Below are 15241 nucleotides of genomic sequence, written 5' to 3'. Positions count from 1 at the left end.
AGCGAATATCGCGCAGCTGCTGGTATGCTTATTCCCACCCGAGGGAAGGTCAGCCTGTCCGGCAGGCGTGCGACGCATTCGCTCGCGGTTCTGGCTCTTCCGGCATGGAATCTCCTTTGCGAAACGAAAGCATGCGCAAACAATCCGTCTGACGCGTGATCTGTCGATGGGGGCGCTGGCCGCGGCGACGCGGGCCTGATTGGACGAAGCGGCCGATTAAGGCCGGACAGTGTCCGTCATGAGGCGCGGTGCGTCGTATTGCGGCTTCGGAACCGGCTTGCCGCCGGATCTGGACGCCACATCCTGCTTGCAGGATGCGGCAGAGGAAGGGTGTTCGGTCTGCTGAAATCCTGCAAGGCTTATACTGCGATCGAAGATCGACTAGAACCGTCGTTGTCCACGGTTTGCCTTTGCAAAATTAATAACAAGCCAACTATAAGCGAAATTCGTTATTAAATCAAACCAGATTGTTATTTGATCGAATCGGCGTGGCGGATTTGTCTAATCCGGGAAAGATATCCGCTTTCGGGAATGGCGGAAGCAAAGGGGAATAGAAAAACGGCATCCGGATTTTGATCCCGGATGCCGTTTGGGGTATTGATTTTCGGCGTTACACTGTGGCTTCCAACGCTCGACTGTACTGGTTGACGATTTTTCAGCAACGTCCACATAGCTCTTCGCTACTGGCTGACGTCGCTTTCTTGTACCCACCGGAGTTCTACAGTGCTATCGTGTACTGAGTGAGGTACATCATGCCCGTGCGCAAGATCCCCAAGAACTACCGTAACGTCACCGGCATCGCCGCGCACCGCAAGGCGAACGGGCCGGCCATGTTCGAGTCCACACTGGAGCGTGACTTTATCACGTTGCTGGAATTCGACCCGGTTGTCGAAACCTTCGAGGTCCAACCGCTTACGCTCGAGTGGACCGATTCCGACGGCAAAATCCGCCGCTACACGCCCGACGCGCTCGCCACTTTCAAGCTACCTCATGGGCAGCAAAGCAAGACACTTTACGAGGTCAAGTACCGAGATGAACTGCGTAGGGATTGGCAAGAACTGCGTCCGAAGCTCCGCGCAGCCGTGCATTTCGCCCGCATCGAAGGCTGGCGTTTCAAGATCGTCACAGAGGTAGAGATCCGTTCCCAGTATCTCGACAACGCCAAGTTCCTGCTGCCGTTCGTTCGACAGGGGCCGGCAGAAGAAGCTCACATGGACCTACTCGACGATCAGCTGCGTCTGATCCGCCACGCCACGCCGGCAGAGCTGCTGTCCGCAGTGTTTCAGGACCAGTGGAATCAGGCGCGCCTGCTTCCCTCCCTTTGGTACTTGGTCGGAACAGGGCAGGTTGGCGTCGATCTTACCAAGAAGCTGACGATGACCAGTCCGATCTGGAGCCTTCATAAATGAGTACGCCCACCACTCTATTGCAGCTCCAACCAGGCACAGCGGTGGTCTATCAAAATCGACTCCATCGCATCACCCATGTGCTGGATCTCGACGAGGTGCTGCTGGCCGACGACGAAACCAACCAGGTCAGCCACGCCAAGGTGGGAGACTTGGAAGCGGTGGTCGGCAATTCGCAGCCGTCGGCACGGCCGGACTTATTGCAAGTGCTGGACAAGGATTGGGAGGAGGCAAAACGGCGTTACGAGATCATCCGCCCGCTGCTCGACAAAGCAGACCGCAGCCGGCAAGACGTCACCGACCGAGGCAAAGCTTTCGGCCACCATGCGAATACGCTCTACGAGTGGCTACGCCGCTACGAAGACAATCATTTACTGACCTCGCTGCTGCCTCGTACTCGGAGCGACAAGGGCGCCACCAAGCTCACGCCGGAAATCGAAGCGATCATCCAGGTGGTAGTAGAAAGCGAATACCTGACCAAGCAGCGAAAATCGCAGCAGAAAGTCTGCGACGAGGTGCGCAAGCGCTGTTTGAATGCCGGCATAGAACCGCCGCACGACAACACCGTACGTAACCGCCTGAAACTGCTGGCCGGCGAGTATGTTATGACCAAGCGCAGAGGCCGCAAAGCAGCTGACCAAGCCTATTCGCCAATCGAAGGCAGCTTCCCTGGCGCGGATTGGCCGCTCGCCGTTGTGCAGATCGACCACACCCCGCTGGACATCATCCTGGTGGACGACATCGACCGTCGGCCAGTGGGCAAGCCATGGATCACCATGGCGATCGACGTATTCAGTCGAATGGCGGTCGGATTCTACGTATCGTTCGATCCGCCCGGCGCTCTATCGGCCGGCCAGTGTCTGGCCAATGCGATTCTTCCCAAGGAGGGCTGGCTGGCCAAGCATGGCGTCAAGGGGGAATGGCCCTGCTGGGGCATTCCGGCAAAGCTGCACATGGATAATGCCCGGGAGTTTCGCGGCAATATGCTGAAGCGGGCCTGCGACCAATACGGCATAGACATCGAATGGCGGCCAGTTGCTCGACCACATTTCGGTGGACACATCGAACGCCTGCTGGGCACTTTCGCCAATGAAATCCATACCCTACCGGGCACTACATTTTCCAATGTTCAGGAGCGAGGCGGTTATGACTCGGAGGGCAGGGCAGCGCTATCGCTCACCGAATTAGAAGAGTGGCTGGTGACCTTCATCGTCAACGTATATCACCAGCGCGTGCATTCCGGCCTCCGGATGCCGCCGATAGAGAAATACCGCCAGGGGATCTTCGGCACCAAGGACATGCCAGGCCGCGGCTTACCTGCGCGGATCACTGACGTGGATCGTTTGCGGCTCGATCTCATGCCGTACGAGGAGCGCACGGTCCAGGACTACGGTGTGGTGATCGACGAGATCCACTACTACCATGATGTGCTACGCCGCTGGATCAATGCCCCTGACCCGGTAGCGCCCAAGTACAAGCGCAAGTTCATGTTTCGCCGCGATCCGCGTGACATCAGCACGATCTGGTTCTACGACCCGGAGGTCGATCTCTACTACCCGATCCCCTACCGGGATACATCCCACCCTCCTATCAGCATCTGGGAAATGCGCGAGGCAAAGCGTCGAGCCGAGGCCGATGGACGACGACATGTCGATGAGCGTGCACTTTTCGCCGCCTATGACCGTATGCGGGAGATCGAACAAAACGCCCAAGCCAAAACGATGTCGGCGCGGCGCGCAACTCAGCGGCGCAAAGACCATCAGGAGGTGGTCCGTCAACCTACTCCGCCAGTGGCGCAAATGGTAGAGCACACCACGCCGCAGCCGCAAACTGTGCCGGCGATCCTGCCTTTTGATGAAATGGATGACTTGGCATGAGCCACTTGAACGACTCGACCCTCAAGCTGCTCGAGCTAAGCGATCCAGAACGGATAGAGAGGATCAGGGCGCCGCGTTGGATTGGCTATCCGCAGGCGAAAGCGATCCTGGCTAAGCTCGATGATCTGTTGACCTACCCGAAATCGCACCGCATGCCGAACCTGCTGGTGGTGGGTGACACCAACAACGGCAAGACCATGCTGGTACAGCGGTTCTGCTCCCAACACCCAGCCGACGACAACCCCTCCGGCGAAGGCATTCGAGTACCGGTGCTTTGCATGCAAGCGCCACCGGTTCCCGATGAAGGCCGCTTCTACAATGCCATCCTCGAACTGCTGTTTGCGCCGTATAAGCCGAATGACCGGGTGGATAAGAAGCAATTCCAGGTCATCAAGCTGCTGAAATACGTCGGACTGCGCATGCTGATCATCGATGAGATCCACCATGTTCTGGCCGGAAATCTGAACCGACAGCGCGCCTTCTTGAATGTGCTCAAATACTTGGGCAACGAGCTGCAAGTTCCGATCGTGGCCGTCGGCACCCGAGATGCCTTCCGCGCCCTGCAAACTGACCCACAGTTGGCCAACCGTTTCGAACCGGCGCTGCTGCCCCGCTGGGAATTCGATACCGACTTTCTCCGCCTGTTGGCCAGCTTCGAACGGATGCTGCCGCTTCGAGAGCCATCGGCTCTGCACAGCACTACCCTGGCCGCAAAGCTGTTTTCGATGAGCGAAGGCTACATCGGAGAGCTCTCACGGTTACTGGCCAATGCCGCCGAGCATGCAATCAAAACAGGGCGGGAGCAGATCGATGCACGCGCTCTCGACGGAGTCGGTTGGATATCACCATCTGATCGAAAGCGGCAAGCTCAACTGAGCAACTGACATGCTTTGGCCCGCTCATCCTCATCCATACAGAGATGAGTTGCTATCATCTTGGCTTGTCCGCGTGGCCCATGCGAATGGGCTGAAAGTGCAATCATTTTGTCGGCTGACATTTGGAAATGAACGGCAGGTGTGGAACCGAGACATCGATAGGCTTGCCCCCCTGTGGCTGATTGAGGCTATGGCAACAAGAACCGGGACGACAATTGAGCGCGTCTGGCAAACTACACTGATGGCCTACCGAGGCAAACTATTCGAGCAAGAGAAGGCATCCGGCCAACTAAAATGGATGCTTTCGCTTCAAATGTATCACCGCAAGCGACTTGGGCATGGCATGCAATTCTGTCCAATTTGCTTGAGCGAGGACGTAGAGCCCTACTTCCGCCGAGCATGGCGTGTCGCACTCTACACCTTCTGCCCCAAGCATAATTGCATGTTGCTAGATCGATGCCCACAGTGTGGGCAAGGCGTGGCCTATCACCGGATTGAACTGGGACACCCCCGAGAAATGAGCATGGAGCCGCTCTGTATCTGCTGGGCGTGCAGCTTTGATTATCGCCAATCGAAAATCGAACCAGTCCACAAATGGAACGGGCGTACTTTCCAGTCCTGGGAGAAAGTGTTACGCATAATCGATAGCGGAACGCCTTCATCTAGCAGGTTTGATTACGACATGCTGGCGGTGTTGCACCAAATGGCCAAGTTGCTATCTAGCAATGGCGCGAAACAAAAACTGGCGGAATATGTCACGACAAGGACTGGACTTGCTCATCCCAGAATGGTGACTGGAAAGCTATCAATCGAGAGCCGGGAGCTAATCGATCGACACTACATTATGGGCTTGGCTTGGTGGTTGATAGGGAGGTGGCCAAGCCGACTTTGGGTAGCCTGGACCCAACGCGCGCTTAAGTACAACTGGCTAATGCGTGACTTCAGCCACGCCCCATCATGGTATAGAAACGCTGCAGATAAACTGCACCAGCAATTAAGCTTGAAAAAAATAGGAACAAGGACACAAAAATGAAAGGGACCTTGATCCGCTATGACTATTTTTACTAGGCCGCCTCAATAATCGGACTCACCAAACCATCAGGGGCACGTAGCTGCGGAGAAAGCACCAACAGCTCATTTGCCTTCCGCTTAACTTGCGCATAATACACAAGGCTCTTTCGATAGACTGGAAGACCTGCATATAGCTCTTCGATCTGAGGTACATCATCATATGTCAGCATCCACGGACACCGTAGCTTACGAATTACAGCAGCAAGACTGGCGTGATCCGAAGGCGTATAGAAATTGATATACAACTCTTGACCCTTTGCAAAATAAGGTGGGTCAATATTCATAAGCGATCGCGGGGGAAGTTGTTCTGACCATTGAGTAATGCACTCGGCCGCATCAAGCCGAGTTAGTCGAACCACATCACGATGGCGTGCGATTCGTTGAATTTTCCGAACCAACTCATTGCGATTAAAACGGCAATCTAATTTATATGCACCCTCTTGAGATTTTCCGCCAATCACACCACCAAGCAAGATGCCTGAACGATTCGTTCTATTCATGAACAGTGTTGAAAACGCACGATCCAGCGTTGGTGCATTGCTATCCAAAAATACGCTACGCTGATGATGCCATTCATCTAGCGTTATTGGTGTTTCAGTAATTAGCTCACACAATGCCCCTGGCTGATTGAGTACAGCATCCCACAGGGCATAAACACAGGGATCAATATCGTTAAGCCATACCTCGCCTACCTGGCCTGACAGCAGCAGTCTCCAGGCGAGTCCAGCTCCTCCAGCGAATGGCTCTGCATACACGCCTTGCTGGAGGTCGTTTACACGTAGAAGATCGCTCACAAATGGCGTTAGTTGTGTCTTCCCGCCTGGGTATCTCAATGGGGATTCAGTCGTAGGCATGGCGGTACGATAGCAAAAATGACCCCGGCTGGCCAGACATTTTTACATACGAGAAAGCATTATTTTTAGAGCCTTCTCCCAGTTATCCCACGCCCCCACCAGGCTCTTTCGAGTTGCGACAAGGCTTGTGTGAACAGCAGTACCCAAGGTATGCAAGCTATGCGCCGAGTTTTCGTCAGACATTGCAACCCTCATCAATTTCAGATCGTTATCTGGCACGCCTTCTTTGCCCAGTTCCTCTACACAAACTTGCACCAATTTCTGATCTGTCATCTTTGACCTATGTACCCCTCGGTGCTTGGCATAGAGAACCAACACCCGCTCGATAAAGGCTCTCAGCAGATAATTTACTGCGAACTCATGATCATCGATTGGCGTGCTGCGAAATTCACCGCGCAAACGACGCAGTGACTTATCACTATGAGTGAAAGTAAAGTCCGTTGGCATGAGGTACATGCGATCATCCGGATGTTGTTTCCCACGTGGAGGTCTTGGTTGAGCGGGCTTGCCTGGATCAGGGGCGGGTGGTAAAGGATCCGGTTCAGGTTGCGGAGGAGTAATGCCAGGGTCAAGGGGTTCTGGCCCAGGATCTACACCATGAATTGGAGCGGGTTCGACTACGTCGGGAGATAGGTCATCCTGCCAACCAGGTTCAGGAGGCTGACTTGGAAATGGCAACAAGCTCCGAGGAGTGATCCCTCGCACGGCAAGCTCTCTGGCATATGCTTCTCGTTCCAACTTTCTAGACCGAGAATGAACACGTGGCACACCTCCGTCATGCACAGGAGCCGCGTCAGCAAGAAACTGACGTAGCGCGGCCTCTACTTCAGAAGCATCATGGGTATATAACAGCTCTCGATGGTTTCCAAGCCCAAGTGCGGCACGTACCAGTGGGCTACTAAGATATCGCGTGAGGGTAGTAATTGCCAGTTGCTCACGCATATCGGCATCTATCCAGCCGGATTTCTCCGCGTGGTCCAGCAGCGCCAATGCTAACTGATTGGGCGATTCTGTTTCAGCATACCGGGACTTTTGTGCAGCATCCCAAGTGCGAGTTCCCGCCCCTTCCTGAGCCCCCAAGTGACGCAAACCAATCCATGGGCGAGCAGCATTGCGATCTGTAAATACAACGACAGAAAACGAGGAGGGTACTTCAAACCTTTTTGACAAAGCTTCAAATGTAGCACGAACTTCTGGAGTAGGAGCTTTCTGCGGGTCATGCAACAGCTTGAGTGCACACGTTCGGCGATTTCCCTCCACGACGATGTAGTGACCAGGATTGTCGTCCATTTCAATCACTCCAGGGCGGTCAAGAGGACTCAACGTTCCTTTGGCAACAATATCCTTTGCAAGATTCAGAACCTGTTCGTCTTTGTAGAGCTGAGCGATGATCTCATCTTCATCTTCAAGTGGGTCATGTCTTGGGTTCTGGGTGTCAAGGTGAAGCCTGTTTAGAGAAACCTCGTCTTGATTCCTGAACCCTGGATTTACCATTTCCATATTCCTCTCGCTTAAATAACTTAAATAGCATGTATTATGTCAAAATTCACCCTACTACAACACAGCTACATTGGTTAGCAAAACAAAAAAGTAATTCTTAATTTGAAAATGTGCTTACTCTTGCCAAAATTGCCTGGGCATATGCGTCAACGGAAGGCCATGTGTGCTTGAAGGTGATAAGCTTGGCATTCCAGGGTAATGGCTTAGTGCTTCCCCAGCGACCTTCCTTTTTAGCCAACATTCTGAGCAGTAAGTGCAATTGCTCATCGCTCAGCCTGGCGCCTCCAGATAACGACACCATTGCGAGCTTAAACGATTCCTCTTCTCGCCACTGAAACTCAACTAAGCTGTACACGCAGCAATCATGCGTAATGTCTGCAATTACAACTGCACGTCTTTGCCGTGTTCCCGAATCCAAGTAACTCCACTGCCAAGCCCGGTGTGGTTTCGTCAGCGGGATGTGCATTGTGGCATCAGATCTGGGGCGAATCTTTGCTTGGTACCCAGGCAAACCATCCAGATGTCGCACCATCGCCTCGAAGTTTGCAAAACTCGCGGGCAACGCCTCTTGGCGCTCATGCTTAACCTCAATTGACGTTTGCGTCACGATACCACCAGAATAATTGCCATCGCTCGTGCCAAGTACATCAGAGGGGAGCTCGAGCGGGCGAGCACTCCCCGCGTTGAAATAGTGGCAAATATTCTTCTCGGGCTTCTCCAATTCCATATTCGCCAGCGCGCCAAACCGCCCTTCAGGTAGATCAATAACAGCCGACTGGATCTCCTTGGAGGCATCCTCATTGCTCTGCAATTCGCCATCGGTAACATCCTTCCCCGATTGCTGCTTGCGAGGATATGCAGGGGCCTTCAATTCATCCGGCTGATCATGCCCTTCCTCTGGGCGCAGGTTGCTGTTATCACGGTCGCAGGTAATAGCACTGAATGGAAATGGTCCCGTGCAGTGTTCCAACGCAAAAACGATGAAACGCCAGCGTTTCTCATCTGGCGACCTCATCGCTTTCATCCGCACCCGTAGGTTGGTTTCCCCGACAAAAGGAAACGCAGCTTCTGGATACAGGCGGGACTTACTCTGTACGGCTTGCTTGATCATCGAGTCATGCACTAGGACGGCACCATTGAACGCTTCATGGCTATTCAGTATGCGTCCAATAGTCCAGGCATCCGCATCGGCAAACTCCTTACGCAACTTGAGGATGCAGCGATTTTCCTGCTTGATGTAACCGCACTGAGTTGGATTCACGATTGAACCCAGTTCATGTCGAAAATCGCCAGCAAAAATGGCCTTGGCGAGATCTGTTGACGTGGCATAGTAAAAACGAATGACCTCGGCTGTCGGGATGATGATGCCGTATGGGTCTCCCTGCCATTCGATAGCCAAGCAGTTTGCAGCAAGCCCTGCGCCGATCTGGTGGTACTTTTTACGGACGAGTGGCTGCCCGCCTACTAGAGCGTCCGATTTTACCAAGAGGGCCGTCTTAGGCGAGATGACGAGATTTTCGAAGACCTTGGTTTTGCCGGCACTTTCGATCAAGCAATGCCGGTTTTGCCAAAGCGAACCGATGGTAATGAGGGGAAGCTGACCAATGCCGATGCTGATTGAGCTACGTTCTTCGTGATTGACGGAGTTGCTGGCAGCGTAATCGATGGCGCCATCCACCACCGGGCTGATGATGAGTTGGATTTTAGGTTCGGAGGGAATCTGAGGATTGCGCTCTACACCGCCAAACCAATCTACCCTCCAGATGCGGCCGTCGTCTGGAAACTCCTTGATCTTTGGAATTGCCTTTCGCACACCCGCCCTCCTCAGTAGCATTTAGCGATGTAGAGTACAAATTAGCGTTGTTTAGTCGCCATTAGCGTTGGACGTGTCATACACGCCCGCTTCGTGAGCCTGTTCATCCGCGTGGTAGCTGGAGCGAACCATCGCGCCAACCGCGGCGTGGACGAAGCCCATTTCGTAGGCTTTTTCCTCGAACGTCTTGAACACGTCCGGATGCACGTAGCGCAGCACCGGCAGGTGGCCGTCGGACGGCTGCAGGTATTGGCCGATGGTCAGCATGTCCACGTTGTGGGCGCGCATGTCGCGCATCACTTCCAGGATTTCCTCGTCGGTCTCGCCCAGGCCAACCATCAGGCCGGACTTGGTGCGGACGTCGGGATTCTTCGCCTTGTAGTCCTTGAGGAGCTGCAGCGAGTGCGCGTAGTCGGCGCCCGGGCGGGCCTGCTTGTACAGGCGCGGCACGGTTTCCAGGTTGTGGTTCATCACGTCTGGCGGCGTCTGGGTCAGGATGTCGACGGCGATGTCCAGGCGGCCGCGGAAATCCGGCACCAGCGTTTCGATCTGCGTGTTCGGCGACATTTCGCGCACCGCGCCGATGCAGTCGGCGAAGTGCTGGGCGCCGCCGTCGCGCAGGTCGTCGCGGTCCACCGAGGTGACCACCACGTATTTCAGCCGCATCGCGGCCACGCTCTCGGCCAGGTGCTTGGGCTCGTTCGGGTCCAGCGGATTGGGGCGGCCGTGGCCGACGTCGCAGAATGGGCAGCGGCGGGTGCAGATGTCGCCCATGATCATGAAGGTGGCCGTGCCCTTGCTGAAGCACTCGCCGATGTTCGGGCAGGTGGCTTCTTCGCAGACGGTGTGCAGCTTCTGCTCGCGCAGGATCTGTTTGATCTCGTGGAAGCGCTGGCCGTTGGGCAGCTTGGCGCGGATCCACTCCGGCTTTTTCAGCTTTTCGTCCAGCGGCACGATCTTGATCGGGATGCGGGCGGTCTTGGCCGCGCCCTTGTGCTTCACCCCGGCCTGGTTGTCCGGCTTCATGCGGTCTCCTTGCTTATGCTCAGGTGGCGTTCCAGGTGCGGCAGCAGCTTGTCGGCGGCTTCGGCGACCGTGAGGTTCACGCCCAGATTCTTCATTTGGGTCACCTTGAGGTTGGCGTAGCCGCAAGGGTTGATCCAGCTAAACGGGGTCAGGTCCATGTCCACATTCAGGCTCAGGCCGTGATAGGTGGCGCCGTTCTTGATGCGCAGGCCCAGCGAGGCGATCTTGGCGCCGTCCACATATACGCCGGGCGCGTCCACGTCGCCATTGGCGGCGATGCCCTGTTCGGCCAGCATGTCGATGATGGCCTGTTCGATGTGGCGCACCAGATCCCGAACGCCGACGCGCATGCGCTTGAAGTCCACCAGCAGGTAGACCACCAGTTGGCCGGGGCCGTGATAGGTGATCTGGCCGCCGCGGTCGGTCTTCACCACCGGAACGTCGTTCTGCAGCAGCAGATGTTCCGGCTTGCCGGCGAGGCCTTGGGTGAATACCGGCGGATGTTCCACCACCCACAGTTCGTCGCGGGTCTCGGCGGCGCGGCTGTCGGTGAAGGCCTGCATGGCGCGCCAGGTCGGCTCGTAATCGACCCGGCCCAGATGTTTGATGATGCGAGGCACCTGAACTCCCGGTGTTTTTAGAGGACCATTTTTACCATCGGGTGGCCGGTCAGCGACAGATAGATGCTGTCGAGCTGCTGGCGCGAGGTGGCGGTGACGGTGACGGTGAGCGCATAGAAGCGGCCGCCGGAGCTTTCGCGCAGCACCACGTCGATCTCTGCGAGATCAGGGGCGTTGATGCGAACCACTTCGGTGATGGTGGTGACGAATTCATCATGCCGCTCGCCCATGATCTTGAGCGGAAAGCGACAGGGGAATTCCATCAGTTCCTGTTTTTCGTCGGACATGTCTGGCTACTCTGATGCGATTACAAAATGGCAGGCCGCGGACGAGCCGCGGCGCTGCGTACTACTGAATACTATTATACCGCGGCTTACTTCCAGCCGAGCATCAGCTTCAGGCTGTCCCACAGCCGGCTGAAGAAGCCGCCTTCTTCCACGGCCTTCAATGCTACCACCGGGCGCTCCAGCAGCGGCTTCCCATCAAGGGTGACGGTCAGCTTGCCCACCACCTGACCGGCCTTGATCGGCGCGATCAGCGGCTGCATGGTGGTCATGTCGGCCTTCAGCTTGGCGGCCTGGCCCTTGGCCACGGTGGCGAACACGTCGCCGCTGAAGCCTACGGATACCGCCTTTTCGCTGCCCTTGTACACGGAAACGTCCGAGACGCGGGTATTCGCAGCATAAAGTTTGGGCGTGTCGAAGAATTGCAAGCCGTAGTTCAGCAGTTTGGAGCTTTCCACCGCGCGCGCCTCGGGGCTGGCGGTGCCGACGACGACGGAGATCACGCGGCGGCCGTCGCGGTGGCTGGAGGTGACCATATTGTAGCCGGCGCTGTCGGTGTAGCCGGTCTTCATGCCGTCGACGTTGGGGTCGCGGTACAGCAGCAGGTTGCGGTTCGGCTGCTTGATGTTGTTGTAGGTGAACGACTTCATCGAGTAGATCGGGTAGAACTCGGGATAATCGCGGATCAGCGCGGCGGCCAGGATGCCCAGATCGTGCACCGTGGTGTAATGACCGTCATGCGGCAGGCCGGTGGCGTTCTTGAACTGGGTGTTCTTCATGCCCAGCTTCTGCGCCTGCTGGGTCATCAGTTGCCCGAACACGTCTTCGCTGCCGGCGATGGCTTCGGCCAGCGTCACGCAGGCGTCGTTGCCGGACTGGACGATCATGCCCTTGATCAGGTCGTCCACTTTGGCCGGCACTTTCGGGTCCAGGAACATCCGCGAACCTTCGGTCTTCCAGCCGCGCTGAGACACGGTCAGCGTCTGCTCCAGCGACAGGCGCTTTTCCTTCAGCGCCTTGAAGGTCAGGTAGGCGGTCATCAGCTTGGTCAGCGAGGCGGGTTCGACCCGGGCGTCCGGATCGCGGGCGGCGAGCACTTGCTGGCTGTTGTAGTCGAGCAGGTAATAAGCCTTGCCGGCGATTTCCGGCGTCGGCGGCACGAATGCGGTATTGGCAAAGCCAAACGAGGGCAGCGCCAGCGCGGCGGCCACCAGGGCAGAGGTGAATTTTTTCATTTTCTGGAGTGGGCTTGCTAGAGGTAACAAACAGTAGCCGTTGATTATACACACTCGAGCTGGCTACGCAGCCGGAAAAAGCCTGTCCTACATGTTGCATATTGCAATGCAGCAAATTCTGCCGGACAGGCCTCCCGCTGGTTTGGAGTTCCTGATACTCTGACAGTTCAAATACAAGAAACTATCAGGGACAAGGCATCGCCATGAGCAACAAGCAAGACTATCTGGAACGCATCCTCACTTCGCGGGTGTACGACGTGGCGGTAGAGACACCGCTGGAGCTGGCCCCCAATCTGTCGCGTCGTTACCGCAACAACATTCTGCTCAAGCGCGAGGATCTGCAGCCAGTGTTCTCGTTCAAGCTGCGCGGCGCTTACAACAAGATGGCCAAGTTGACGCCCGAGCAGCGCGCGCGCGGCGTGATCACCGCCAGCGCCGGCAACCACGCCCAGGGCGTGGCGCTGTCGGCCAGCAAGCTGGGTTGCGAGGCGGTGATCGTGATGCCGGTGACCACGCCGCAGATCAAGATTGACGCGGTGAAGCAGCGCGGCGGCCAAGTAGTGTTGTCGGGCGATTCGTTCAACGAGGCTTTCCAGCATGCAGTGAAGCTGGCGGAAGAAAGCGGCCGCACCTATATTCCGCCCTTCGACGATCCTGACGTGATCGCCGGCCAGGGCACGGTGGGCATGGAAATCCTGCGCCAGCATCCGGATGATCTGAATGCGGTGTTCGTCGCCATCGGCGGCGGCGGCCTGGCGGCCGGCGTGGCCAGCTTCATCAAGCGTCTGAAGCCGGAGATCAAGATCATCGGCGTGCAGCCGGTGGATTCCGATGCGATGCGCCAGTCTATAGAGAAGGGCGAGCGGGTCGAGCTGAAAGACGTAGGCCTGTTCGCCGATGGCGTGGCGGTCAAGCTAGTGGGCGAGGAAACCTTCCGCATCTGCCGCGAGCTGTTGGATGAAATCATCCTGGTCGATTCCGACGCCATCTGCGCGGCGATCAAGGACATTTTCGAGGACACCCGCTCCATCGTCGAACCGGCCGGCGCGCTGGCGGTAGCCGGGGTCAAGGCCTACATCGAGCGCGAGGGCTGCGAGGGGCAGTCGCTGGTGGCGATATCCTGCGGCGCCAATATGAATTTCGACCGCTTGCGCCATGTGTCGGAGCGCTCGGAGCTCGGTGAGCGGCGCGAGGCCATCATCGCCGTCACCATTCCGGAGAAGCCGGGCAGCTTCAAGCGCTTCTGTTCGGTGATCGGCGGGCGCAATATCACCGAGTTCAACTACCGCTTCGCCGATCCCAGCGTCGCGCATGTCTTCGTCGGTGTGCAGATCGCCGGCCGGGACGATGTGGAAAGGCTGATCGGCGACTTGCGCGCGGCGGAACTGGATGGCATCGATCTGACCGACAACGAGCTGGCCAAGCTGCATATCCGCCATCTGGTCGGCGGTCATGCGCCGCAACTGAAGGATGAGCGGGTGCTGCGTTTCGAGTTTCCGGACCGTCCCGGCGCGCTGATGCGTTTCCTGGAGGCGATGCGCACCGACTGGAACATCAGCCTGTTCCACTATCGCAATCACGGCGCCGATTACGGCCGAGTGCTGGTCGGCATCCAGGTGCCGTCCGGCGACGCGCAAGCCTTCCAGCAATTCCTCGACACGCTCGGATACCCTTATATAGAGGAAACCGAAAATCCGGCGTATCGATTGTTCCTTGGCAAGACTATCCGTTGATGGTGCAATGTCGGCCTCATTCCCAATCCGGTGAAGCAGGAATCATGATCAAGGCAGTATTGTTCGATTTGGACGGCACGCTGGCTGACACCGCGCGCGACTTGGGCGCGGCGCTGAACCGTTTGCTGGCGGAGGAGGGCCGCGCCCCCCTGTCTTACGAGCTTATCCGTCCCGTCGCCAGTCACGGCGCGCGCGGCTTGGTTCAGCTAGGCTTCGGCGCCGATCTCGATGCCGACCGGATGGAGGCGCTGCGGGTGCGTTTCATGGATCTTTATGACGCCAATCTAGCGGGGGAGACCACGCTGTTTGATGGCGTGAACGAGCTGATCTCCGAGCTGGATAGGCGAGGGGTGGCCTGGGGCATCATCACCAACAAGTCGATGCGTTTCACCGACCGCTTGGTGCCGTGGCTGCCTTTCGCCATTCCGCCGGCGGTGATCGTCAGCGGCGATACCGTCGGCGTGGCCAAGCCTGACCCCAAACCGATGTTGCATGCGACCAGCCAGATCGGCATCGCGCCCGAACATTGCATGTATGTGGGCGATGCCGAGCGCGACATCCAGGCTGGCCGCAATGTTGGAATGAAGACGGTGCTGGTCAGCTGGGGCTATTTCTCCGAGCAGGACAAGCCGGAGCAGTGGGGAGCGGATATCGACATCGATCATCCATTGCAACTGCTTGACCATCTATAAGGACGAGCGGGAAGGGCAGGGCTGATTCACTATATGGATGTGTCTGGAACAGGCCGGCGGCAACGCCGGCCTGTTTGTTTTGGGATGCGCCGGCGCGGCGGCAAACGGGCAGGCATGCGCTTTTTTACGGGCAGGTTCAAATACCCATTATTCATATCTTCTGCCATATCAGCGGCTTGTCTGCGATTGGCCGGTTTGAGGATGAATTTTCCTGATTTTTCTCGCAAAAGGCGTTGACGGGTCAGGGGCCCGGGC

At 56.8% G+C, this 15241-nt stretch carries 14 protein-coding genes; 6 read left to right on the top strand and 8 right to left on the bottom strand.

Going from position 1 to position 15241, the window contains the following annotated elements:
* The first annotated feature begins 752 nt into the window (after positions 1-752).
* Genes VL52_RS15095 through VL52_RS25690 form a run of 4 tightly spaced genes read left to right on the top strand, consistent with a single transcriptional unit; the run spans position 753 to position 5191 of the window.
* The gene (locus tag VL52_RS15095) at positions 753-1409 is read left to right on the top strand and encodes a heteromeric transposase endonuclease subunit TnsA (RefSeq protein ID WP_046157801.1); all 657 of its coding nucleotides are present in this window, start codon (positions 753-755) and stop codon (positions 1407-1409) included.
* Positions 1406-3283: a TnsB C-terminal domain-containing protein gene (locus VL52_RS15090; protein WP_046157800.1), complete on the top strand. Its 1878-nt coding sequence runs from the start codon at positions 1406-1408 to the stop codon at positions 3281-3283. The genes VL52_RS15095 and VL52_RS15090 overlap by 4 nt, the downstream gene beginning before the upstream one ends.
* Entirely contained in the window at positions 3280-4167 is an 888-nt protein-coding gene (locus VL52_RS15085) for a TniB family NTP-binding protein (RefSeq protein ID WP_046157799.1), read from the top strand. Before VL52_RS15090 ends, VL52_RS15085 begins: the two co-directional genes overlap by 4 nt.
* 1 nt (position 4168) lies before the next feature.
* Complete coding sequence (locus tag VL52_RS25690; RefSeq protein WP_082113779.1) at positions 4169-5191, top strand: TniQ family protein; 1023 nt, start codon at positions 4169-4171, stop codon at positions 5189-5191.
* A 31-nt stretch (positions 5192-5222) separates the two neighbouring features.
* Here VL52_RS25690 and VL52_RS24115 read toward each other — a convergent pair whose 3' ends face one another.
* From VL52_RS24115 to VL52_RS15045, 7 genes are all read right to left on the bottom strand, one after another.
* A complete protein-coding gene (locus VL52_RS24115; RefSeq protein WP_082113778.1) occupies positions 5223-6083 on the bottom strand; it encodes a DNA adenine methylase in 861 nt (286 codons plus the stop codon).
* Positions 6084-6125: 42 nt separating this feature from the next.
* Complete coding sequence (locus tag VL52_RS24670) at positions 6126-7583, bottom strand: hypothetical protein (RefSeq protein ID WP_144410284.1); 1458 nt, start codon at positions 7581-7583, stop codon at positions 6126-6128.
* A 97-nt stretch (positions 7584-7680) separates the two neighbouring features.
* Complete coding sequence (locus tag VL52_RS15065; protein WP_046157834.1) at positions 7681-9396, bottom strand: hypothetical protein; 1716 nt, start codon at positions 9394-9396, stop codon at positions 7681-7683.
* A gap of 51 nt (positions 9397-9447) precedes the next feature.
* Positions 9448-10422 carry a lipoyl synthase gene (gene lipA / locus VL52_RS15060; protein ID WP_046157795.1) on the bottom strand — a complete coding sequence of 325 codons (975 nt, stop codon included), beginning with the start codon at positions 10420-10422 and terminating at the stop codon, positions 9448-9450.
* On the bottom strand, positions 10419-11042 hold the full coding sequence (gene lipB, locus VL52_RS15055) for a lipoyl(octanoyl) transferase LipB (RefSeq protein WP_046157794.1): 624 nt from the start codon (positions 11040-11042) through the stop codon (positions 10419-10421). The genes lipA and lipB overlap by 4 nt, the downstream gene beginning before the upstream one ends.
* A gap of 17 nt (positions 11043-11059) precedes the next feature.
* Complete coding sequence (locus tag VL52_RS15050; protein ID WP_021477525.1) at positions 11060-11329, bottom strand: YbeD family protein; 270 nt, start codon at positions 11327-11329, stop codon at positions 11060-11062.
* Between the two features lie 86 nt (positions 11330-11415).
* Positions 11416-12561, bottom strand: coding sequence for a D-alanyl-D-alanine carboxypeptidase family protein (locus tag VL52_RS15045; RefSeq protein WP_046157793.1), 1146 nt, complete (start codon positions 12559-12561; stop codon positions 11416-11418).
* A gap of 203 nt (positions 12562-12764) precedes the next feature.
* On the opposite strand from VL52_RS15045, the gene ilvA reads away from it, so the two are divergent.
* Together ilvA and VL52_RS15035 are read left to right on the top strand one after the other, a co-directional pair.
* Positions 12765-14294 (top strand): threonine ammonia-lyase, biosynthetic, encoded by a 1530-nt coding sequence (gene ilvA / locus VL52_RS15040; protein ID WP_046157792.1) that lies wholly within the window; start codon positions 12765-12767, stop codon positions 14292-14294.
* 44 nt (positions 14295-14338) lie between these two features.
* Entirely contained in the window at positions 14339-14986 is a 648-nt protein-coding gene (locus VL52_RS15035; protein ID WP_046157791.1) for an HAD family hydrolase, read from the top strand.
* A 29-nt stretch (positions 14987-15015) separates the two neighbouring features.
* Here the strand turns inward: VL52_RS15035 and VL52_RS25425 are convergent.
* Positions 15016-15241 (bottom strand): hypothetical protein (locus VL52_RS25425; RefSeq protein ID WP_235429310.1); only part of this gene is annotated, 226 nt, incomplete at its 5' end.

The organism is Chromobacterium vaccinii (genome assembly GCF_000971335.1).
In the GTDB taxonomy this organism is placed as follows: Bacteria; Pseudomonadota; Gammaproteobacteria; order Burkholderiales; family Chromobacteriaceae; genus Chromobacterium; species Chromobacterium vaccinii.
This window is presented reverse-complemented; position numbering and strand designations above follow the sequence as displayed.